This window comes from Terriglobus sp. TAA 43 (assembly GCF_000800015.1).
Lineage (GTDB): Bacteria > Acidobacteriota > Terriglobia > Terriglobales > Acidobacteriaceae > Terriglobus.
Map to the genome: position 1 here is coordinate 2,676,410 of NZ_JUGR01000001.1, position 21,248 is coordinate 2,697,657.

At 56.4% G+C, this 21,248-nt stretch carries 25 protein-coding genes and 1 pseudogene; 13 read left to right on the forward strand and 13 right to left on the reverse strand.

What is annotated here, in order from left to right:
* Positions 1-17 precede the first annotated feature (17 nt).
* Positions 18-809 carry a hypothetical protein gene (locus M504_RS11325; protein WP_052200641.1) on the forward strand — a complete coding sequence of 264 codons (792 nt, stop codon included), beginning with the start codon at positions 18-20 and terminating at the stop codon, positions 807-809.
* Positions 810-854: 45 nt separating this feature from the next.
* Here M504_RS11325 and M504_RS11330 read toward each other — a convergent pair whose 3' ends face one another.
* Positions 855-1,712, reverse strand: coding sequence for a TIGR03435 family protein (locus tag M504_RS11330; RefSeq protein ID WP_047491340.1), 858 nt, complete (start codon positions 1,710-1,712; stop codon positions 855-857).
* A 62-nt stretch (positions 1,713-1,774) separates the two neighbouring features.
* A complete protein-coding gene (locus M504_RS11335) occupies positions 1,775-2,602 on the reverse strand; it encodes a DUF4159 domain-containing protein (protein WP_047491342.1) in 828 nt (275 codons plus the stop codon).
* A gap of 208 nt (positions 2,603-2,810) precedes the next feature.
* Between M504_RS11335 and M504_RS11340 the strand changes: the two genes are divergently transcribed.
* The gene (locus M504_RS11340) at positions 2,811-3,371 is read left to right on the forward strand and encodes a TlpA disulfide reductase family protein (protein ID WP_052200642.1); all 561 of its coding nucleotides are present in this window, start codon (positions 2,811-2,813) and stop codon (positions 3,369-3,371) included.
* 170 nt (positions 3,372-3,541) lie between these two features.
* Positions 3,542-4,468 carry a VWA domain-containing protein gene (locus M504_RS11350; RefSeq protein ID WP_198137574.1) on the forward strand — a complete coding sequence of 309 codons (927 nt, stop codon included), beginning with the start codon at positions 3,542-3,544 and terminating at the stop codon, positions 4,466-4,468.
* Positions 4,469-4,548: 80 nt separating this feature from the next.
* Here M504_RS11350 and M504_RS11355 read toward each other — a convergent pair whose 3' ends face one another.
* From M504_RS11355 to M504_RS11375, 5 genes are all read right to left on the reverse strand, one after another.
* On the reverse strand, positions 4,549-5,187 hold the full coding sequence (locus M504_RS11355; RefSeq protein ID WP_047491351.1) for an NAD(P)H-binding protein: 639 nt from the start codon (positions 5,185-5,187) through the stop codon (positions 4,549-4,551).
* A 124-nt stretch (positions 5,188-5,311) separates the two neighbouring features.
* Positions 5,312-6,256 (reverse strand): sensor domain-containing diguanylate cyclase, encoded by a 945-nt coding sequence (locus M504_RS11360; RefSeq protein ID WP_047491354.1) that lies wholly within the window; start codon positions 6,254-6,256, stop codon positions 5,312-5,314.
* Positions 6,257-6,396: 140 nt separating this feature from the next.
* Entirely contained in the window at positions 6,397-6,915 is a 519-nt protein-coding gene (locus M504_RS11365) for a RidA family protein (protein ID WP_232296257.1), read from the reverse strand.
* The gene (locus M504_RS11370) at positions 6,881-7,603 is read right to left on the reverse strand and encodes an SDR family NAD(P)-dependent oxidoreductase (protein ID WP_047494585.1); all 723 of its coding nucleotides are present in this window, start codon (positions 7,601-7,603) and stop codon (positions 6,881-6,883) included. Before M504_RS11370 ends, M504_RS11365 begins: the two co-directional genes overlap by 35 nt.
* 181 nt (positions 7,604-7,784) lie before the next feature.
* The gene (locus M504_RS11375) at positions 7,785-8,705 is read right to left on the reverse strand and encodes a LysR family transcriptional regulator (protein WP_369792910.1); all 921 of its coding nucleotides are present in this window, start codon (positions 8,703-8,705) and stop codon (positions 7,785-7,787) included.
* Positions 8,706-8,808: 103 nt separating this feature from the next.
* On the opposite strand from M504_RS11375, the gene M504_RS11380 reads away from it, so the two are divergent.
* The 3 genes from M504_RS11380 (at position 8,809) to M504_RS11390 (ending at position 11,170) form a co-directional block, all read left to right on the forward strand.
* The gene (locus M504_RS11380) at positions 8,809-9,804 is read left to right on the forward strand and encodes a CPBP family intramembrane glutamic endopeptidase (RefSeq protein WP_047491357.1); all 996 of its coding nucleotides are present in this window, start codon (positions 8,809-8,811) and stop codon (positions 9,802-9,804) included.
* A 69-nt stretch (positions 9,805-9,873) separates the two neighbouring features.
* On the forward strand, positions 9,874-10,320 hold the full coding sequence (locus tag M504_RS11385) for a hypothetical protein (RefSeq protein ID WP_047491359.1): 447 nt from the start codon (positions 9,874-9,876) through the stop codon (positions 10,318-10,320).
* Positions 10,321-10,405: 85 nt separating this feature from the next.
* A complete protein-coding gene (locus M504_RS11390; protein WP_232296259.1) occupies positions 10,406-11,170 on the forward strand; it encodes a GAF domain-containing protein in 765 nt (254 codons plus the stop codon).
* 41 nt (positions 11,171-11,211) lie between these two features.
* Here M504_RS11390 and M504_RS11395 read toward each other — a convergent pair.
* Together M504_RS11395 and M504_RS22310 are read right to left on the reverse strand one after the other, a co-directional pair.
* Positions 11,212-12,060, reverse strand: a pseudogene (locus M504_RS11395) (serine hydrolase domain-containing protein); the annotation flags it as partial.
* Between the two features lie 18 nt (positions 12,061-12,078).
* On the reverse strand, positions 12,079-12,264 hold the full coding sequence (locus M504_RS22310) for a hypothetical protein (RefSeq protein WP_198137575.1): 186 nt from the start codon (positions 12,262-12,264) through the stop codon (positions 12,079-12,081).
* Positions 12,265-12,709: 445 nt separating this feature from the next.
* Here M504_RS22310 and M504_RS11400 point away from each other — a divergent pair, with 445 nt between their 5' ends.
* From M504_RS11400 to M504_RS11425, 7 genes are all read left to right on the forward strand, one after another.
* Positions 12,710-13,645: a D-hexose-6-phosphate mutarotase gene (locus M504_RS11400; protein WP_047491365.1), complete on the forward strand. Its 936-nt coding sequence runs from the start codon at positions 12,710-12,712 to the stop codon at positions 13,643-13,645.
* 74 nt (positions 13,646-13,719) lie between these two features.
* Positions 13,720-15,618, forward strand: a complete 1,899-nt coding sequence (locus M504_RS11405; protein WP_047491367.1) for a hypothetical protein — start codon at positions 13,720-13,722, stop codon at positions 15,616-15,618.
* A gap of 31 nt (positions 15,619-15,649) precedes the next feature.
* Entirely contained in the window at positions 15,650-16,363 is a 714-nt protein-coding gene (rpiA, locus tag M504_RS11410) for a ribose-5-phosphate isomerase RpiA (protein ID WP_047491370.1), read from the forward strand.
* On the forward strand, positions 16,360-16,926 hold the full coding sequence (locus tag M504_RS11415; RefSeq protein ID WP_047491374.1) for a nucleoside triphosphate pyrophosphatase: 567 nt from the start codon (positions 16,360-16,362) through the stop codon (positions 16,924-16,926). Before rpiA ends, M504_RS11415 begins: the two co-directional genes overlap by 4 nt.
* A 49-nt stretch (positions 16,927-16,975) precedes the next feature.
* Positions 16,976-17,290: a hypothetical protein gene (locus M504_RS22315; RefSeq protein ID WP_198137576.1), complete on the forward strand. Its 315-nt coding sequence runs from the start codon at positions 16,976-16,978 to the stop codon at positions 17,288-17,290.
* Positions 17,291-17,533: a hypothetical protein gene (locus tag M504_RS22320; RefSeq protein WP_198137577.1), complete on the forward strand. Its 243-nt coding sequence runs from the start codon at positions 17,291-17,293 to the stop codon at positions 17,531-17,533.
* A 33-nt stretch (positions 17,534-17,566) separates the two neighbouring features.
* Positions 17,567-18,007 (forward strand): GNAT family N-acetyltransferase, encoded by a 441-nt coding sequence (locus M504_RS11425; RefSeq protein ID WP_047491377.1) that lies wholly within the window; start codon positions 17,567-17,569, stop codon positions 18,005-18,007.
* Between the two features lie 198 nt (positions 18,008-18,205).
* On the opposite strand, the gene M504_RS11430 is transcribed toward M504_RS11425, so the two are convergent.
* From M504_RS11430 to M504_RS11450, 4 genes are all read right to left on the reverse strand, one after another.
* Positions 18,206-19,024, reverse strand: a complete 819-nt coding sequence (locus M504_RS11430) for a lipopolysaccharide assembly protein LapB (protein WP_047491381.1) — start codon at positions 19,022-19,024, stop codon at positions 18,206-18,208.
* Positions 19,025-19,392: 368 nt separating this feature from the next.
* Complete coding sequence (locus tag M504_RS11440) at positions 19,393-19,827, reverse strand: biopolymer transporter ExbD (protein ID WP_047491388.1); 435 nt, start codon at positions 19,825-19,827, stop codon at positions 19,393-19,395.
* 73 nt (positions 19,828-19,900) lie between these two features.
* Positions 19,901-20,323, reverse strand: a complete 423-nt coding sequence (locus tag M504_RS11445) for a biopolymer transporter ExbD (RefSeq protein WP_047491391.1) — start codon at positions 20,321-20,323, stop codon at positions 19,901-19,903.
* Between the two features lie 126 nt (positions 20,324-20,449).
* Entirely contained in the window at positions 20,450-21,205 is a 756-nt protein-coding gene (locus tag M504_RS11450; RefSeq protein ID WP_047494591.1) for a MotA/TolQ/ExbB proton channel family protein, read from the reverse strand.
* Between the last annotated feature and the right edge of the window lie 43 nt (positions 21,206-21,248).

Below are 21,248 nucleotides of genomic sequence, written 5' to 3' on the forward strand. Positions count from 1 at the left end.
CGGCATAGAGGAATGCGATGAATCGACGTCTACAGCCTGCCCTCACGGCCTTTGCTCTCGGACTGATCGGCCTGGGCATTCTCGCCCTCATCTACGGTGACTTCGCGCTCGTCTGGCAGCCAGTACCGCCTTCGCTGCCGGGCAGAACAGCGCTCGCATACGCCTCGGGGATGTTGATGCTCTTTGGCGGCATTGGGCTGTTCTCACGAGTCTCCGCCGTGTGGTCAGCCCGTCTCCTCTTCCCCTACCTTTTCGTCTGGATGCTTCTCAAAGTCCCCGCCCTCATCGTGGCCCCAAAGATGGAGGCCGTCTGGCTGGGCTTCGGCGAAATCGCCGTTCTCTTCGCCGCCGGATGGGTCGTCTTGGCCACGCTCGCCGAAACCACCTCGACGCCCGTTCTCGCCCTCATCTCCGGCGAACGAGGCATCCGCATGGCGACCATGCTCTTCGGCATCTCGTTAATCCCAATCGGCCTGTCGCACATCTTCTACACCAAACAGACCGTCGACCTCATACCACTGTGGCTACCCTTCAGGCCCGCGCTGGCCTACCTCACCGGAGCCGCGCAAATGCTCTGCGGCGCAGCAGTTCTGCTCTCCATCTTTCCACGCATTGCCGCAGCAATCGAGGCTGCGATGGTAGGCCTGTTTGCCATGTTCGTTTGGCTCCCCGCAATCCTCGCCGCACCCAAAACCAGACTCCCATGGACAGCCTTCTTCATCACATGGTTCTTCGCCGCCAGCGCCTGGGTCGTGTCACGCGGCATATCGACTGGCGTCAGCACGAACAACGTCAGCACAAGCAACTGAAGTTGTCCCGAATGACCACAAGCAAACTCTCAGGCACCGTTCTGCTTAGTCCCCGGATGGCATTGCAACATGGTCAACGACAAACGTGCTGACCGGAAGCTTCGCGGGACGAAGACGCAGGCCAAGTTGCTCTTGAATTGCGGTCAGAATCGACGGGCTATTTTGATCAGTTGCCGGTTTCCCGCCATCATCGCGTGACCAGGTCAGATTCAGGTCGTACCGTCCACTCAGTCCGGTCTGATCCACAACGATGCGTTCCACCTGTCTGGACAAAACATTCACCAGCGAGGAAATGGGGACAGCAGTGGATGCCATGTCCAGATTTCCGTTGTGATTGTTCGTATGCAGGCTTCCGGCTCCCAGGCCGTTCGCTCCTCTTTGTCCGGCTTCAATCTTCGACGGCACAAACCTGGGCCCGCCTTTATCCACCACCAGTTCGTAGACCGGAAGCACCTTCGTCTCGCGATGGAATGTCAGCCCGAAGCGTTCCGTGAGAATCGTCTGCTCGATCACGCGCTTCTGATCATTACTGAGGTGCTGAAGAACAGCGGGGTCAGCGTCGAGCACCTTCGCCTTCATATCAAAATGCAGTTCGTCGGTCCATTTCGGGGTTCCGAAAAGTTGATCGTCCTTCAGGTCATAGGCGAACAGTACAAGCATCTTCACGGAAAAGTTGGTTGCGGAGAAGTTCCCACCATCAAAATCAATGCTCGGTCGCTCGTCGGAGTGGTTGGGCTTCACGGTGATCACGTCAAATGCAGGCAGCGTCGGATCCGCAGTCGAGCGCGCAGACGCAGGCGTTGTCGGCACCGCGTTAGCCTGGCCCATAAGCTGCGGCCCCACGAAGGACAGCGAGGCAACCACACACAGCACAAGCGAAGATCGATAACTATATTCGTTCATCCGCATTCCTAACGATGTCCACTGCCACCCCCAAGCCGACTCACGACGTGAAGCGAACAGGCTTAGTGCGTCATCGCATACGTCACGTAATTCGTCGCGATCTTGGCACCCATGATCGAGTAATCCACCGGATATCGCGGGTCATCCAGATACTCCCACGAATCGCCCATATCCGAGTTCAGATCGGCCGCCACCATCAGCCGCCCTTTGTCGTCGTAAATCCCCATCCACCGGGCCACATAGCCATCCTTCTTGTGGCCCTCCCGCAGATGTTCCACACCCACAATCTGCATCCGGTCATCCAGGTTGAACACGGTATGAAAGATGGGATCATCATTGGGTATATCCACAAGCTGCCGCTCAGGAAACACCATCTTCATGGTCTTCTCAAAAAAGGCCCGCTCGTCCGCACCATGGCACCCGTCCGCCATAAAAAACCCGCCGCGAAGCAGGTAATCACGCAGCTTATTCGCCTGCGCCTGGCTCAGCTGCCACTCACCCACTTCCACCGCATAGATGAACGGCCAGTTGTAAATCTCGTCGCCATCATCCGGGTTCACAGACTGCTCCACAGACCGCACATCGATCCGTGTCAGCCGCCGCAGCGTTGCGGCAAGCAAACGGTCCGCGCGCGGATAATCCTGTGTCCACAGCGAAAGCCCCTCCTGCCACGGCCCGGTAAACCGTCCTGTCCGCTGATACCCATCCAGCGGCCCTCCGGCATACATCAACCGCGCCCACACAAATTCAGCGGGCACATTCCAATCCGGCGGCAGAGGAACACTCAAGCCATACTCGACAGACGGATATTGCCGAAACGCCCGCTGCGCCCAAAGAGCAGTGATCAAAACAGTCGGCAGGACAAGCGCGAGAGCCAGTTTAAACCGCATTCTCACCCGCATCCCTCCCAGGCATTATGAGACGCAAACCCAGTAGCCGTAATTACAAACCTCATCGCTGCCGGTGCCGATATCACTTAGACGAAGGAACTCATGTCTAGAGCCGCCCGACAGGCCCACTTTACAGGACTGATATGCTTGCCCTGCATTTGTGCCTGCCCTGCATTGTCATTCGATTTCCGGTTTCAACGAGGAGCGCATGAAACGAGCGTGGAAGTGGATCGGCGGAACTTTTATCGTTTTGTGCGTTCTCGTGGCTCTCGCGGGATTCCTGCTCTTTCACGCTGTCCGAAGAAACGTTGAATCGCGGTCGCCTGGGCTCATCGCTGTATCACTGCCAGCACCGGACCTCGCGTTCCAAACACTCGATGGACACGAGCGGCACCTCAGAGACTACAAAGGAAAGGTGGTCTTTCTCGATCTCTGGGGAACATGGTGCATACAGTGTGTAGCAGAAATGCCCACCGTGCAGGCGCTATACGACCGATACAAGAATGATCCAGAGGTCGTTTTTCTAATCGTCTCCCGATTGGATACGCCGCAACGCGTGGAACACTATGCGCGACTCGGACACTACTCCTTGCCGTTCTTCGTAACGCGAGATGAAGACATTCCGCCCTCAATGTACTTTCACCAGTACCCGGCAACATTCCTCTATTCGAAAGACGGCAGAATTGCCGCCCAGCATGCAGGCGGAGCTGATTGGAACGATCCAAGTGTTTCGGCTTTCATTGATGGACTGAAGATCCGCGCAAAATAGCTCGTCACAGGTAGCGACAAACGCCTTCAGACGAAGGAACTCACCTCTAAAGCCGCCTACAACCCGACTTCCCGCTATGTATCACGCGTGCAGCCGTCCAACGTTCGTAAATAGTTTCTTAAAAGTACAATTGCATCCGTAGGTCCGCCAAAGTGGCCAAACGATCATTTTTGTCTGCCGTTCTAATCGCTCCTCTGCTGGGGTTCGCACAGCAGTCCTCCGCTCCGTTTTCCAAGCCAGAGTCCTATGCCCTCGCTGTCTCTGTGAAGGAAGTACAGATTCGTTTCCATGCAAACGATGCCTCCGGTAACCCCGTGCTCGATTTGAGGCCCGAGGAGATTGATGTCTTTGATGAAGGACAAGGCCCAAACAAAGTAGTCAGTATGCAGCACATTCAGGATTCGCCGCTCCACGTCGCATTCGTTCTGGATACCAGTGGCTCAGCCTTGTCACAGCTAGCGCGATCACGCCGACAGGCCAAAGAAGTGGCTTCCGTTCTGCTTTCATCAGGGCAATATGATGAGACGTCTGTGATCACCTTTGACCGATCCAGACATACCTTACGGAGTTGGTCGCATGACAGAACCGCCGTGATGAGTGACCTTCAAGCCGCCAAACGCATAGAACACAATCTCGTCGATGGTACGAGCGTGTACGACACTATCTTCAATACGTGCCAACACGATTTCGACTCGGCGAATGCGGTGCACGGAACGAATGCGCTGCTGTTGTTCTCGGACGGCGTGGATACCACGAGTAAGAGCTCCTTGGAAGCCGCCATCGAAGCCTGCCGCAAAAGTGAAACATCTATCTACGCCTTCAATGCGGCGTCTGGACCTGAGAAAGAGCAAATAGAAACAGGCGTTCTGCGGATGCTCACCGAGCAAACCGGTGGTCTTCTCCTCTTAAGCAATACAGATGAAGGAGTAATTGCTGACTTGCAACAGCTAGCGTCCCGATTGCGTAGCGAATACGTCCTGTCGTTTAAGCCATCCGGCCTAATTCGAAACGGTACCTTTCATCACATTGTGCTGGCTGGCCCGCGACGAGTGGCACAGATTAACGCTACGCCAGGGTTTTATGCTCCCGCAGGTTGACCGGCCAACTCTACTTCCGATAACCGCCGTTAGAGGAAGTAACTGTCGACTACCGCCACCCACAAGCCAACGTCCCGCTATTAAGCTCCCACCATACTTTCAGCAAGACAGTAATGAACACCCGGTTTGCCATCGCGAAATGCACTCAGACAAGCCTCTGCGATCACAGGAGCAGGATTGATCCGCATCTTCTTAGGAACAACAGGCCCCAGGAGGCTCATCAATCGCAGGCCCACGCTTTCCAGCAAGCGTGATTCCTCTCGTTCACCTTCGATCAAACCAGGGCGAACGATGGTGAGCGATGGGAATCCCACGCGCTCAATGTCTCTCTCCACTTCGCCCTTCGTCTTCGAATAAAAGATGGAAGAGCTGGCATTCGCCGTACTCGCCGTCACCAGAACAAACGTTCCTACATTCCGGTCACGCGCAGACTTCGCAAACGATAAAGGCAACTGGTAGTCCACTTCTCGAAATGCTTCTTTGGAACCGGCCTTGGCGATCGTCGTCCCTAACGCACAGATCACACCGTCGATTCCATCCGGGAACCCGTCCGACAGAACTGAAGTCAATGAATCAGAGACAGGATTTCTCAACTTCGGATGCGACGCCAGCGCACGGCGCGTCGGGGCCACCACGCTCGTGACAGTCGAGTCCGCAAGGGCCTGCGCCAACACGTTTTTCCCTACCAGCCCTGTAGCGCCCAGTAAAAGCAGATTCATCGTTGTCCTCTCACTTCACCCTGCCTCCGAAATCCTGAGACATTCTAGACCTGTGATCAGTTCCGATAAACGCGCTTCTCGTGAGCTGACAAAACTTGCGAAAGCCGACGAACCAGGGGGCGCTCTATGCTTCCGACGGCTTCTGTGGCGCCGCCATCATCATGACTTTGCGCACACAGTTCCGCCCTTCCGACTTGGCCATATAGAGGGCTTTGTCGGCAGAGAGTAGGAGCGATTCGGGCATTCGGATCGCTCCTCCCGCGCGTGCGAGGGCGGTGGCGACGCCGAAGCTTGCCGTGACCTTGTTTCCTCCTTCGGGATTGCCTCCGTGTTCGATCCCCAGGTTCTCGATGGCGGTTCGCACTGCTTCGGCAACGATCACTGCTTCGTGAGAATCGGTAGAGGGCAGGATGATCGCAATCTCTTCACCGCCATAACGCGCGACCACATCGCCGTCCCGAACCGCAGACTTTACCGCAGCGCCAACCACGCGCAAACAATCGTCGCCAGCCAGATGGCCGTACTCGTCATTGAATTTCTTAAAGTGGTCGATGTCGAGCAACACGAGAGAGAACTGCGAGCTCTCCGCAAGAACACGGCTCCACTGCCGTTCGAGCTCGGCATCAAAGGCGCGCCGATTGGAGAGACCGGTCAGACCGTCCGTCATCGCCATGGCGAGAAGCTGGTCCTCGAGCTTCTTCCGTTCGGTGAGATCTCGAGCGACGAGGATCATTTCCTTCGGTTGACCTGTTTCGGGATCTTCGATCATTCGTGCGCTGACCTCCATCCAGATCAGCGAGCCGTTCTTGTGAAAGAAGCGCACGGCCACATTGGAAGGTCCCGCGCCCGGCTTGCTCAGCTCTTCAATGTGTTTGCGGACGATGACGAGATCGTCGGCGAACACAGCAGACGAGGGATGAAGGCCGATGAACTCTTCCGGTGCTTTGCCGAGCAAACGAATGGAAGAGGGCGAGACGTACGTAAACTTCGGTGTGAAGTCGCAGCGGAAGATCATGTCCGCGCTGTTCTCAGTGAGGAACTTGAAGGATTGCTCTTCGTAATCAGTCATCAGACGTCTCGATACGAAGCACTGTAACACCGCGGTACGGAGAATTTACATCCCACTTCACAGGGCCGATCCATAATCAGGCACAACCGCGAGCTAGCCTAAACGACCTTCTATCGCTTTCGAGAAGCCAACTTGAAGAACTAGCCATCCACCTCGAACAACAACTCCACCATCACCGGCGCATGCAGCGGCATGCTGGAAACGCCCATGATCTTCCGCACGGAAAGTCCCTTGTCTCCAAAGACATCGAGCAGCAGTTGCGACGCTCCATCCGCAATCTTCGGCTGCATCGCTGCGAACTCATCCGTCGTGACAAGATAAACCTCGGTCTTGAGAACGCGGACAATACGATCCAAAGATCCAAGATGCTCACGAACCGCCGCAAGGGAATTCAACGCCGCAAGCCTCGCAGCCTTCTGTCCATCGATAAGGTCAATCTCCTTACCAAGCGTGCCCACGTACTGCAGCTTTCCTGCAACAACGGGAAGCGTCCCTGTCACATAAACCAGGCGTCCACTCTGAACAGTTTCGGTGTATGCCCCCAGCGGTTGCGGCGCTGGAGGCATATCGATCCCGAGTTCAACGATTCTCTTTTCCGCTGAAACGTTATCGGCGTTCATACGATTACCAGCTTCCAACGTGCGAGCCGCCATCAACATGCAGCACTTCGCCCGTAACGTTCTTCGCCTCGGTCAGATACACAACAGCATCTGCAATATCCTGCGAGGAAGAAATCGTCCCCATGGGTGACAGCGTCTTGAGAAAGTCCTTCGGATTGTTCGCGTGCATGGGCGTATCCACAATGCCGGGAGCAACAGCATTAAACCGGATGTGCTGCTTCGCGTATTCGCTCGCCAGGTTCAGCAGCGCTGCGGTCACGCCGCCCTTCGTAATCATCGCCACAGAAGCACCGATCGCCGCATTCGGATTAGCAACCATAGAAGTCGTAATGCCAGTTACGCTACCGCCCTTACCCTGAGCCAGCATCTGCTTCACTGCGAGCTGAGTAACGTAGAGGAAGCCTTCAACATTGGTCGACACCAGCGCCTTAAAGTCCTCAGCGGTGTAGTCGACAAAGGGCTTCGAGATAAAGATGCCAGCGTTGGCAACAAGATGATCCACTGAGCCGAAACGCGAAATCGCCGTTTCCACCACAGCTCTCGCAGTTGCTTCCTGAGCAATATCCCCGTCAACCAGCGCCAGATTCGCAGACGGCTCAAAGCCAGCATTGCTTATGTTCCGCGACGTCGCCACAACGTTATAGCCCTGCTTCAAAAATGAATGAACGACGGCTGCTCCAATACCCTGCGAGCCTCCTGTCACGATGACTGTTCCTTTGCTTGCCATGATCAACTCCTGTGAGTGCATTTGCGTGCGGACACAGCAGCGATTCATGGAGACTCATACATCATTCGGTCATCCGAAGCGCTTGCAGCGTTCGTACTGGACACTAGATGAGAGAACAGGTCAGTAGCGCGTCACGAGATTTTCTGAGAGCTACTATCGAAAAACACGATAGCTCCCGCAGCTATCCATCAAGGTTCGAGGAAGCGCGGCTAAGCAACAGAAAAGCCTCAAGCGCACTGCGATTGGAACTATCGGCCCTGCGAATGAAAACCGTTTCCACCTGAGCGATTGCTCCTGGAAGCTCATGCACAGCCACGGCTGTATCCTTCCACGACGCAGCAAGAATTTCCTTCGGTAGTACAGTGATGCCGATACCCGACTGCACAAAGCTACGAATCGCATCGAACGAGGCCAGCGGAAGCACCTGATGCTTGATGCCATAGCCACTGAGTACGTTGTTGATCAACTCACCATAGGAACAACCCTCAGCAAGCACAATCGCCTTAACCTCCTGCGCGCTACGAAGATCGTCAATGCTTCGCGTCGATGCCTGAGTAACCAACGCCAACTCCTCACGAAACATTGGCTCCTCAGTGAGCAATGGATTCGCCACAGGCCCCGCAACAAACGCTCCATCCAAACTCTGATCGACCACCTGCCGAATCAACTCCGAACTGTTGCCTGTCGTCACAGTCAACGAAACCGCAGGATATCGCTTAGCGTATGCAGCAAGTACCGACGGCAAACGAAATGAAACAGTAGGTTCAGTGGAACCAATGCGCAATGTTCCCTTAGGGACACCGTCTTCCTTCACAGCCGCAACAGCTTCCTGAAACAAAGCATCGATGCGGCCCGAGTACGAAAGCAGACGCTCTCCCGCCTCACTCAATCTCACTCCGCGGCTATGACGCACAAAGAGAGACACACCCAGCTCGTCTTCCAGCTGACGTATACGCGCCGTCACGCTCGATTGAACCATGTGAAGCGCAGCAGCCGCACGATTCATACTGCCGTGCTTCGCAACTGAGTTCAATATCCTTAGATCATCGATATCCACTCGCTCGCCACGCTCCCGTTGCAAGCATAATCCTCGGAGCAACACCTGCGTCGTGTCGCGCGGCATATCGTCAAACGCGAACCCCAACAATGTCTCCGCAAGAAAATGACGTTGTCTTGCTATAGTCAGCTGGTCGGGGGCCAGGCGCTTGAAACGGACCGCTGCTCTGCTCGAAGTACTCGGGGTCTACCTTGCGGCAGGCGCGCTTGAAGATCGCCTGATCGACCTGCTCACCCGTTTCCACATCGTTTCCATTTCAAACCCCTTCGCACTCCTCACCAACCACACCACGAACGCCGATCTCCTGCTCGCCAGCCACCGCTTACTGCTCATCTGGCTTCTGCAATACGGATCGTACTTCGCGCTCATCATCCCGCTGAACTGGTGGTATCGACGTCGTGGTCCCACGGCGTACGGACTCACGCGAGCCGGTCACTCCATGAAGTGGCTCATTGTTGCGGGCATCGCCACAGCGTGTCTTTGTGAATGGCCAGTGCTCATCCTGTCGTTGGTCGATGTCGTTCACCCTCTCGGTGCCATGGCTCCCTGGCGACAAGCCTTCTTCGACACCTCATGGCAACGATGGCAATTTTGGCTGTTCGCCGGCATATCCAGTTACGCAGTGGTCCCGGTTCTCGAGGAACTGCTCTTCCGTGGCTACTACCAGCGCCGTCTTGCGGAAGATTGGGGCGACGCTCCAGCCATCCTGGGCACGTCCTGCCTCTTTGTCTTTGCGCATAAGCAGTACCTCATTCCAAATGCTTACAACGTAGGAATGGTGCTCAGCTTGTTGTGCCTTGCTGTCGGGCTGGGAGTTATCTTCGCGTACACGCGGTCATTGATCCCATCCATGATTGCCCACGCGATCATCAACGTACCTCTCACTCCCAAATACCAAATTGCTCTGCTGGCCATATTCGCAGTAGGTTTGTTCATCTTCTCTCGAACGGGCCTTCAGGTGGTCAAACGAATCTTCGGCAATCCGCCTCTCGCTTCGTGCATGCTTCTCGCCTTTGTGGGCGCGCTATACGTAGTCGCGGCACAACACTTCGCCGCAATGACTACGCTCTCTATCGTTGTGTTGGTCGTAGCGATTGGTCTTGAATGGACGATACGAAAGCGAAGCTCAGCCCACCAGACGTGACTGTCGCCACACAGCGCTGCCTTCGTTGAAATCACTCAATCTGAATCGCACCACGCAGGGGTAAATCCGATGGAAGCCGTTTGGGAGTTTTACCACTCGATGGAGTGCAATGCGCCGCGAGAGTTTTGCTGGAACTATTGGACGAATATTGCCAACTGGGATGATCCACCGGCGAGGTTTCGACTCGAAGGGAAATTCGAAGAGGGCTCGCAAATCATCACCGAATTGCCAGAACAGACTTTGATGTCAGTAATCCGGGAAGTACGAAAGGGGCGAGCCGCCATCATCGAAGTCGGTCTGCCAAACGCTTCCTTCGTCTTTGATTGGAGTTTTGACGATCTTGACGGAGAGCGAACTCACATCACCCAACGTCTGGCGCTATACGGAGATAACGCAGCCACTTTTCTCGATCAGGCAATGGTGATGGCCACCACCGCTCCGGATGGAATGCGGAAACTAGTCGCCGCGATGGAGCTTGCCATATCCAACAAGCGAGCTGCGGTTCCATCCCAATAATTCCATCGCCGCGCCCACATCGTGTGGGTCCATAATCATTTGCATGGAAATAACCGTCGAGGAAACCGGACTAGAGGTCCTCGATTTGAGGACCGACAAAGCATTTGCCTGTAGAAATCTGAATGTTCGCGACATTGAAGCGCAGATGGCAGGTCTTCAACGCCTCTCCAAAGCCTTGGTCGATCATCCGGAAACCATCCTTCAGGAACTGGTGAGTTCCGCCGTCGACCTTTGCGGTGCAGACAGCGCTGGCATCAGCATTCAGCGAGAAGATGGTAGCGATCAGGCGTATTGGCATTGGATCGCCACCGCTGGTGCCTATTCAGGCTTTCTGAACGCGATCTTGCCGCGCGAACCAAGCGCATGTGGCCTCTGCCTCAAGCGCGGTCACGCCCAACACTTCACCGTATCGAAAAAGTTCTTCGACATCCTTGGCGTAGAAGCTCCGCTTGTAACGGATGGCATCCTGCTTCCGTGGACCACTGAAGATACAAGAGGCACCATCTTCGTCATGGCGCACGGTCGAACCGAAGCATTCGATGAGAGTGATGCGCGCTTGATGACCATGCTCGCCGACTTCGCGGCCATGGGTTATCGGCACCAAAAGCAACAAGCACGACTGATTGCTCAGGAAAGAGCAGCGGTAGCCGCGCATGTCGCGAATGAACTTGCCCACAAGATCAACAATCCGCTACAGAGCATGACCAATGCTGCGTTTCTGATCACGACTAGTTCCTCAATCGATGAGCAACAGGCCTTGGGCGAAGGGCTCTCCAAAGATATTGAGCGTCTTTCCGGACTCGTAAAGGAACTGTTGTCCCTTCCTTTAGGAACGTCCCGTCCAGACTGACGCACCACTTTCGATAAGCGATCCTCAAGAACCTGTCACGCTCATTTCTTAACATCGCTTAAAGGCACATAGGGCTTGCCGTCCAGAATGGCATCAATCGCGTCGTCTATCGCGTAGACGTTTCCGCGTTTCTGGTTTGTCAGGATGATGACGGTGCGGCCTTTGGACGAGTCATTTACAAGCAAGGCTTGATAGTGATGGTCCGATCCATCATGAACATGACGCACAAGGCGATCCCCCTCCATCTCGCCATGCCCCAGGCCGGTTTGCCATTTGGAGTCTTGGGTGGTCACAATGCGACGCGTACTGTCCGGAGTGATGAGACAGAAATTCGTGATGCAGTTGGACCAGCTCAGAAAGTCGTCCGCACTCAGAGACGTCCAGCCTGTCATGTCGACAGTAAGCGGGCTCTCCTTGAAGTTCGCGTCAAAGGACCTCGGCACTCTGGGTGTCCCATCTATCGGATCAATCACAGCATTACGAATTCCAGCCTTTGGAAATTCACGCGTCTCCAGGAACTTCCCAAAACTCATGCCGCTGGCTTTTTCAATGACTCGTCTACGCAAAAAGGTGTCGTTGTTGTTGTAGGTGTAGTGAGTGCCTGCCGGAAAGTTAAGGTGTTCCAGCGCGTGGAGGTTTCTCCAGATGTCCGCGTCGTTCTTTACCGTTTTCCAGTCCACGTCCGGCAGCCCGCTCGTATAGTGCAGCAGGTCATCAATCGTCACGGTGGCAGCCCACGCAGGAAGATCCGGGAAAAACTTCGACACAGGATCAGTCAGTGAAAGTTTCTTTTGCTCAACAAGCATCAGTAAACCCACAGCATCGAACTCCTTCCCGATCGATCCGATATCGAACCTGTCCGAAAGCGTCAAAGGCACCGTCCGAGACCCGTCCGCATTGCCAAGTGCTCAACGTAGAGTCACCTTCCCGTGATCCGTTACCAGCACGACGCCGTTGAACAAACCCGCTTCATGGGCTCGGTTCAGATAGGTATTGAGCTCTGTGACAACTGCTTTTTCAGGCTTTGCTGCGTAGCAGGATAGAAGGACTGTTCCGAAGAGAGCGGCGACAAAACCCCGGTGTACAAAACTCACAACTCACCTCAAAAAAATAATCTCGCCCACCAGTTCCGGACGTGAAAGCCATTCCGTGGCAATTCTGTTGGCAGTCTCAAAAGACTTACGTACGACTGGCCCCACTCGACACACAAAAGACGAATAGAAGTCCTGACCATCCGAATGCTTCCAGAAACGAATCCTCGGCAGACTTTCGAGAACCGCAGAAGACCCTGTCAAGCCCTATAACCACTCAAACCCAACAAACCAAAAGAAATAGAGTTGGCATGCCATTTCTCCCAAATCTCTAAAATAGTAAAAGGGAAGCTTCGGTGCGACGGGGCCAACAGGCTAACTCTTTTAGAAAGACGATTTTGCCCCTAACCCCAATCAGAAGACGATTTTAGGGGATACCCCAACCGTAACTCCCACAATAAGACGATTTTGCGAAATGATAGGGGGAGGGGGAGGGGTCACCCACACCATGCCGCAGACCATTGCTGAACTGAACTCGAAATTCGCCATCCGCGATCACATCACCTTCACTGAAGACGAGCCCGGCCTGCCGAAGATGCGCATCGCCACAGGCGCTTCGGACGCCACGCTCTATCTCTACGGCGCACACCTCACGCAGTGGACGCCGCGTGGCGGCAATCCAGTGCTGTACCTGTCGCCCAAGTCGCCTCTCACATCAGGCAAGCCTATCCGCGGTGGCATTCCTGTCCTCTTCCCGTGGTTCGGACCCCGCTGGAACGCCGCCGAATACGACGCGGCACACGGCACCACCTCGCCCATGCACGGCTTCGCCCGCACCAGTGTCTGGACGGTCGATCGTGTCCACCTCGATCCCACCGGCGAAGTAGAGGTCACTCTCTCGCTGCCCGTTGACGAGCAGGCAAAGGCATTCGGCTATCCCGACTTCCACGCCACGCTGGAGTTCCGCATCGGCAAGGAACTGCACATGACGCTCTCCGTCACCAACCGCAGCAAGGAAGCCATACTGTTCGAAGAGGGCTTCCACACCTACTTCGCCATCGGCAACATCAACGCCGTACGCGTTCTGGGTCTGCGTGGCAGCACGTACATCGACAAGCGCGACAACCTCACCCGCAAGGTGCAGCGCGAGACGGAACTGGCCTTCACCCGCGATGTGGACCAGCTCCACGTGAACACCAGCGAACCACTCATCCTGCAGGATCCCGCAAACCACCGCGCCATCCACATCCTCAAGACCGGTTCGCACAGCACCGTGGTGTGGAATCCCTGGACAGTGCTCACGCCCAACTTCCCGGATCTGGCCGAGGATAGCTGGGAACACTTCGCCTGCGTAGAGGTAGTAAACGCAGCCGACGACCGCATCACCCTGGAACCCGGTGCCACCCACGGCATGGCCATGGCCATCTCGGTCACATCGCTGTAGATTTCCTCTTCCGCACGGATAACAAACCTCATACAGGCGAAGTCTCTTCTCACACCAAGGGAGACTTCGCCTGTATGCGTTTTGCGCTGACTGCTGCACTGTTCTGCATGACGGGAATCACAGCCGCAGCACAAACCGTTCTCATGCCGGAAGTCACGCTGGAACCGCACGACGGCAAAACCCACTTCTACCTTGGCGAACCCATCCGTCTCGACATGGTCTTCCGCAACACCAGCGGAATGCCGATGATGCTCAACATCACGGACTATGACGACATGGCGGACAAGATCGGCATCTCGCCCGCCGAGGGCTGGATGCAGTGGCGTGGCCAAAGCGGCCATGACTATGCTGGCGTGCAAACCCTCACAAGCCACGCCGAACGCATTCCCCTCCGGCTGAACGACGGCTACATCTTCCGCAAGCCCGGCCATTACACCATCCGCGTCACGGAGCAGCGCGTCAGCGGCGGCACCATGGGCAAGTCCACCACCATTCCACCCGCACTCACCAACGGCGTGGAGATCGACGTGGAGGAGATGCCGAAAGGCATGGAAGCCGACATCGTCCGCCAGGTACAGAACGAGGTCGCCAACGCCCCGGCAGGCGTAGTGGGACAGCGCATCCGTCAGGCTGCGTTCACCCGTCTCGCCGCACTGCAGGGTGACGATGCACTGGTAGAGAAGGTGCGCCTGATCGCGGCGGCCGATGACGGCTTCCGCAGCTTCGTGCCCGTAGCTATGGCCACGACGCGCAACCTGTCGCGCCAGCTGGAACTACTAGAAGCCGTATGGCACAATCCCGCCAATCCACCGCATTGGGACGAGCCGACAGCTATGGACGAAACCCGTCGCCTGATGGCGAACCTGCCGCTCCAGGGCTGGCAGATGGCCGTGATGCCCAGAAAGCCGACTGAGGCAGAGCAGCAGCTCATCGCCGCACACAACCGCGACATGGAAGACCTGCTGGCCTCCATGCCGCAACGCACCGGCGAGAGCCGCACAATGAGCGCCTACTACCTACTGGAGTTTCAGGGCCTGACCGAGGCGGAGAAGCAGCAGGCCCACGAATATGCCGTGGAAGAGTTCCCCCACATGGACCACACCATGCAGGGCATGCTCCTCCAGACCGCACGCCCACCACTGCGCGACCCACGCCTGCTCCCAACCCTCAAGGCCACGCTGGACAAGACACCGGCCGACCGCGAACTCCTCACCGCCGCACTGGAACTCACCTCGGGCGACGACCAGAAGCAAGTGCTCATCCACGCCATATGCGCACCGGGATACCCTATCCAACTGACCACACTCTCGGCATGGCATGGCGACCGCCTCCCCGAGGTGGACAGCTGCCTCGCCGACCAGCTGAAGTCGCCACCGGCAGACCACGGCGGTATATGGAACGGCAAAGCCATCCTCACCGCCCGCTACGCCACCCCCGCCATCCTGCCCCAGATCAAGGCCGGATGGAACGCCAACGCCCAGGACGGCACCATGGTTGCCGTACTGATGCGTATGGCACCCACCGAAGCCGTCACCATGCTGGACCGCACCACCAACTGGAACAGCCTGCCTTTCTACCCGGCAGACACCATCTACGAGGCACTCCACCAGCCCTTCCCACCCCCAGTACTAGCCTGGATGCGCCAACGCCTCACCACCACGTCCGGACTGGCAGAACAACGTAATCTCGCCTATCAATTAGCAGGTCACGGCGAAGCAACAGATGAAGCATTGATCGAGAAACGCCTGACCGATCTGCGCAAGGCATGGGCACCACGCGCCTCAGAGGTGAATGCCGCTACCGACTGGCGCACCGAACCAGGTGAAGCCCGCGCAACCGAGCGCGATCTGATGGGCAGCCTGAACCATGCCACTGTATGGAAGCTATCGTCGGAAAAGCTGCAAGCACTGGCCGCGGGATGCATGAGCGACGAATGCCGCGGCGCAGCGAGTGTGCGCATCATCAACCACTAAGGCCGCGATACGATAACCGTTGAGGACTCGCATGCCCGACGCACAAGCACAACAGGCCGCCAAACTTGCCGCCGCCAAGGCCGCTCTCCGATTCATCGAACCCGGTATGGTCGTAGGCCTGGGTTCCGGCTCCACTGCGACACTCTTCATCCAGTTGCTGGGTGAAAAGGTGCAGCAGGGTCTCGACATCAAAGGCATCGCGTCCTCAGAGGACAGCGAAGTCCTCGGACGCAAGCTCGGCATCCCCATCACCGACTTCGATCACAACAGCACCATCGACGTCGCCGTGGACGGAGCCGACGAAGTAGCCCCTGGCCTTGCTCTGATCAAGGGCGGCGGCGGCAAGCTACTGCGCGAGAAGATCGTCGCCAGCGCCTGCAAACGCTTCATCATCGTCGCGGACGACAGCAAACTCGTGAAGGAACTCGGCGCATTCCCACTGCCCGTCGAAGTCATTCCGATGGCCGTTCCGCTAGTCACAGAGAAGCTGCGCGACCTTGGATTCACGCCGAAGATCCGGCAGGACAAATCCGGCAGCGGCCCCTACATCACCGACGAAGGAAACATCCTGCTCGATTGCTCGTCCAGCGGCATCGCCGATCCAGAAGTGACGGCCGCAGAGATTCGCAGCATCGTCGGCGTGGTGGAGCATGGCTTGTTCCTGAATATGGCAGAGCGCGTTCTACTTGCCGGTGCCGATGGCAGCGTCCGCGAGATCACCGTGGAAGACTACCCCGTCTCATGAGTCAGACGAAGCCCATCATCCTTGCCAGCGCATCGCCTCGTCGCCGTGAACTACTAACGCAGATCGGCGTCGACTTTACTGTAGTCACTGCGGACATCGACGAGACGCCGCTACCCGGCGAAGACCATCGCACCTACACGCTGCGATTGGCCGAAGAAAAAGCACGCGCCGTACTTGCGAAGCATCCAGACAGCATCGTCATTGGCGCAGACACAACCGTCACCTTGAATGGCGAACTCCTTGGCAAACCAAAGGACGCAGCCGATGCCCAACGCATGCTGACACTGCTGCAAGGCAACACGCACGAAGTCACCACCAGCATTGCAGTGCTGACCACAACAGAGACGCTGACTGCAGCCGAAACAACGCGCGTCACCTTCGCAGCAATCACACCAGAGCAGATCGCGGGCTATATCGCCAGCGGAGAACCGATGGACAAGGCAGGCGCCTACGCGATTCAGGGCATCGCAGCGCGGTGGATACCCCGCATCGAAGGCGACTACTTCAATGTTGTAGGTCTGCCACTCGCAACCCTCAGCCGCCTCCTCGCAAAAGTGCAGTAAGAACGAGCGCCACTTCACACGCACGCGCTTCATGGAGGTTTGAATCTGCATGATGCCGCTATCCGAGCTCGGCGAACGCATCTGCATCCTGGGCCCGTCGAACAGCGGCAAGTCCACGCTTGCAGATGCGATCGCTCGTAAAGTCGACTTGCAAGCCGTCCATCTGGATCAGCTTCACCACCTGCCTCATACGAATTGGGTGCCGCGCCCAGCAAGCGAATTTCTCGCGTTGCATGACGAAGCCATCGCAGGCGAACGATGGGTAATCGACGGCAATTATTCCATCCACTTTCCGCAACGCTTCCTACGCGCGACCGGCATCATCGTTCTCGATGTCTCCACGCTGACAAGCCTCTTCCGATAAATGAGAAGATCCGTCTTCGAGCGAAGCCGTATCGGTGCATTGGCCGGTGGGCAGGACAGCATCAAGTTCGCCATGCTGCACCACATTGCAGTAGTGACACCCGGAAATCGAAAGCGATACGCAGAGATATACCGACAACTCCACCTGCCGAAGATCTATCTTTCCTCGACTCGTGATCTCGACAAGTGCTATCGGGCGTGGGGACTGGAGCGCATGCCACAGCTTCACGATGAATCCCACTGAAAGATATACTCACCCTTTTCAAAGTGAGGCTGAATGCAGATTCGAGCATTACGAGAAAGCGACCGCGCAGAGTGGCAGATACTGTGGGCTGCGTATCAGGACTTCTACAACATGGCAGTCAAGGCGGAAGCAACCGAGTTGACCTGGAGACGCTTCCACGACGACCACGCTCCCATATACGCTTTAGGCGCCTTCTCTGACGAAAAGCTCGTGGGGATCGTTCATTTCCTGTTCCATCTCTCCACTACAACGACAGGACCCTACTGCTACCTGCAGGATCTCTTTACGTCTCCGTCCAGCAGAAGGCAGGGAATTGGAGCCGCACTCATCGAAGCTGTGTATGAAAGAGCGTCGCAAGAAGGTGCTTCACGGGTGTATTGGCTGACGCATGAAACAAATGCGGAAGCCATCGGGCTTTATGAGAAGGTTGCCGCGCGCAGTGGCTTCATCCAATACCGAAAGTTATTCGTCTGAAGCGGATAGCATCGTGCGAACAAGAGGCTGCGTTTCGCTGCCCCAATGCCTCTGGATCCAATTGACCTTTATGTCGCCGACGAAGGATTCCCCAGCGATACAGGTACAGCTTTCGTAATGGCCCCTCGATCTTCACAACATGAGAGCAAGCAAAAGGCCTCCGTTTCCGGAGGCCTTCGCTTGATTCAGTGATGATGATTAGTTCATCGTCACGCCGCCGCGGAGCTTCTCTTCCTTCTTCTGCTCGTTGATCTTGCGTGCGCCCATTGCATCCTGGCTGGCCTTTTCAGCGTTCGCCACAGCTGCCTTAACTGCAGCCGGGTCACCGCAAAGTACGTCAGCCTGACGGCGATACACCAGGTTCAGGTACTGGAATGCATCGTCATATGTCGGATTGATGGCAATCGCCTGCTTCAGGTGATCCAGACCGTCGTTGACGAGGTCCGTATTCTTTTCCTTGATCTTTGCGCAGGTAGCCTTGCTCATCTTCGCATTGCCGTTGCCGTCGTCTGTCAGACCATCAGCAGCAAGCAACTGGCGAGCGTTGTCATAGGCTTCAACCCAGTCCACGAAGCCGATGGTGTAATGCGCCTCGGCGTCCTTCGGATCTACCTTGATGACTTCCATCTCATAGCGCTTTGCATCCGGGTACTTCTTGATGTTGCGGTAGATGGAAGCGAGCTGCTGTAGGGAGACCTTGTCACCGGGATGATCGTTCAGGTAATCCTGGAAACCTTTGATCGCCTTGTTGGCGGTCTTCATGTTGTTGTCGTCCAGCAGATTCGGCACAACCTGGTACGAATACGCAGTCGCCAGGTACAGCTTGGCGGTGTCGTACGTCGGGTCATACTCGATGGCCTTCTCAAAAGCATTCGTTGCCTGCTCGTACTGCGCATTCTTGAACGCCGCAACGCCTTTGGTCAGTTGGTCGCGTGCCTTCAACTTGGCGCAGCCAGTCAGCATTCCAAGCGACAGCAGAAGAGCGACCGTGGCGGATACACGTGCGTTAGCTTTCATTGAGCGAATGATCTCCTTCAAATGCCGCATACGAGCAAAGTGAGTCGGTAAAGACGCAGGAGCCGAAGGGGCAACGCGTGGAGTGATTGTACCCGCAGAGAAAGACTACTGGCCAGATGAGCGGAAGGAATTTCGGTCACAAGAAAACGCCATGACACGCGATAAATTCCTTTTACTTCTGACACACAGACTGCGGAGCCAAAGGGAGCAAGAGAAACTCGAAACGATTGACCAGACCGGAAATCCCGCTTTCGCGAAGCGAAGCATCTCCTGTCCGGAGGATAACGAAAACACAGACGGTACTCAGGTATATATCAGAAAACGAACGGAGGGCGATGAAAGTCTCATCGCCCTCCGTCGAATTTTCACTACTTACCGGATTCAACCGCCGGGGTGATGATGCCGATGTTGTCGACGCCGGCAGCATGGCCGTCGTTGATTACCGGAAGCACCTGGCCGAAGTCGAGGTCCTTATCGCCCTTCACGAACATCACCTTGTCGTTACGAGCCGAGAAGATGTCTGTGAGACGCGCGGTGAGCTGATCCAACGCCACCTGGTCCTCATTGATCTTGTAGGAAGGCTGGCCGCCTGAGGCCTGGACCTGCACCACAATAGTGCGCTGATCCACTTCCTTGTTCAGGTCTTCCTTCTTCGGCGGCTGGGGCACCAGAGTGTCCAGGCCGCGTACCGTGTTGGGCTGGATGACCATGAAGATGATCAGCAGCACCAGAAGAACGTCGATCAGCGGCGTCACGTTGATATCAGAACGCGCGCCCGAACCGCCTCCGCCTCCCATGCCCATGGTGAATCTCCTGTGTGGCCGCCGAGGCGACCGAATCTGTTCCGCAGGCCCGATTGGCCGGCGGAGAAAGTGGTTAGATCAGCGGCTTTTCGGCGATCATGCCCAACTGGCTCACACCAGCGGCACGGATGCCGTCGATCGCTTCCATGACCTTGCCGTAGTTCGCGCGGATGTCGCCGCGGAAGTAAACGCGCTTGTCGGTCTTGTTTTCGATCTTTTCCGTAATCTTGGGTCCAAGGTCAGCGGACTGTACCTGGTCGCCGCCCAGGAAGGTCTTGCCGTCGCGGGTCACCGCAACCACAATTGAGTCTTCCTTGTTAGCGTCTTCCATGACCACTGCGGCCGTTGACGGCGGCAGTTCCACGTTAACCTTGTTGTTCAGCATGGGCGTGACGACCATGAAGATGATCAGGAGCACCAACATAACGTCCACCATGGGAGTTACGTTGATGTCTGAATTTACCTTCTTGCCCTCATCCCGCGTTGCCATTGCCATAGCAGCAACTCCGTCCTAATCGGCTGAAGAAAATCGTTATGGAGCGACTCGAGATCCCGGAGTCGCCGGTGGAGGATTTCAGGGCCTCCACCGGTCTCGTGTCGATCTCGCGTCGAACGCCCCGGACTAGCGCTGCGACTGCTTGATGAAGTAGTCGACGAGCTCGGAGGAGCTGTTGTCCATCTCCACGTCGAAGGACTCAACCTTGTTCGTGAAGTAGTTGAAGGCCATAACGGCAGGGATAGCTACAAGCAGACCGAAAGCGGTCGTAACCAGAGCTTCCGAGATACCGCCGGCGACTGCGCCGATACCCGAGGTCTTCTGCGTAGCGATCTGCTGGAAGGCGTGCAGAATGCCGACGACGGTGCCGAAGAGGCCGATGAACGGTGCGGTGGAACCGATGGTTGCCAGCGAACCCAGACCGCGCTTCAGCTTGGCGTGAACGATGGCTTCCGAACGCTCCAGAGCGCGCTTCGAGGATTCGATCTGCTCGTCGGAGATTGCGCCACCCGAACCGTAGGAGCGGAACTCCTGCAGGCCAGCGGTAACAACTTCAGCGAGGTGCGACTTCTTCGAACGGTCAGCAACCTTGATTGCTTCGTCCAGACGTCCGTCCTTCAGAGCACCAGCAACCTTGGGCGCGAATTCACGCGACTGGCTCTTGGCTGCCGAGAAGTAGAGGGCGCGGTCGATCATGACGGCCAGCGACCAGATGGACATGATGAAGAGCAGGCCGACCACAACAAGATCGATCCAACCCATGCTCTTAAGCATGGAGAGAACGGAGAAGCCGCCGGCTGCTGCGCCGCCTTCTTCCTGGAAGAACATGCCGAGGGTGGCGGGTACATGAGCGAATGCTGCTGCTGCGTGAGCGAGAATCACGAGATTCAGTCCTCCTGGTTCGTACTGCGTAAAAAGGTTTGGC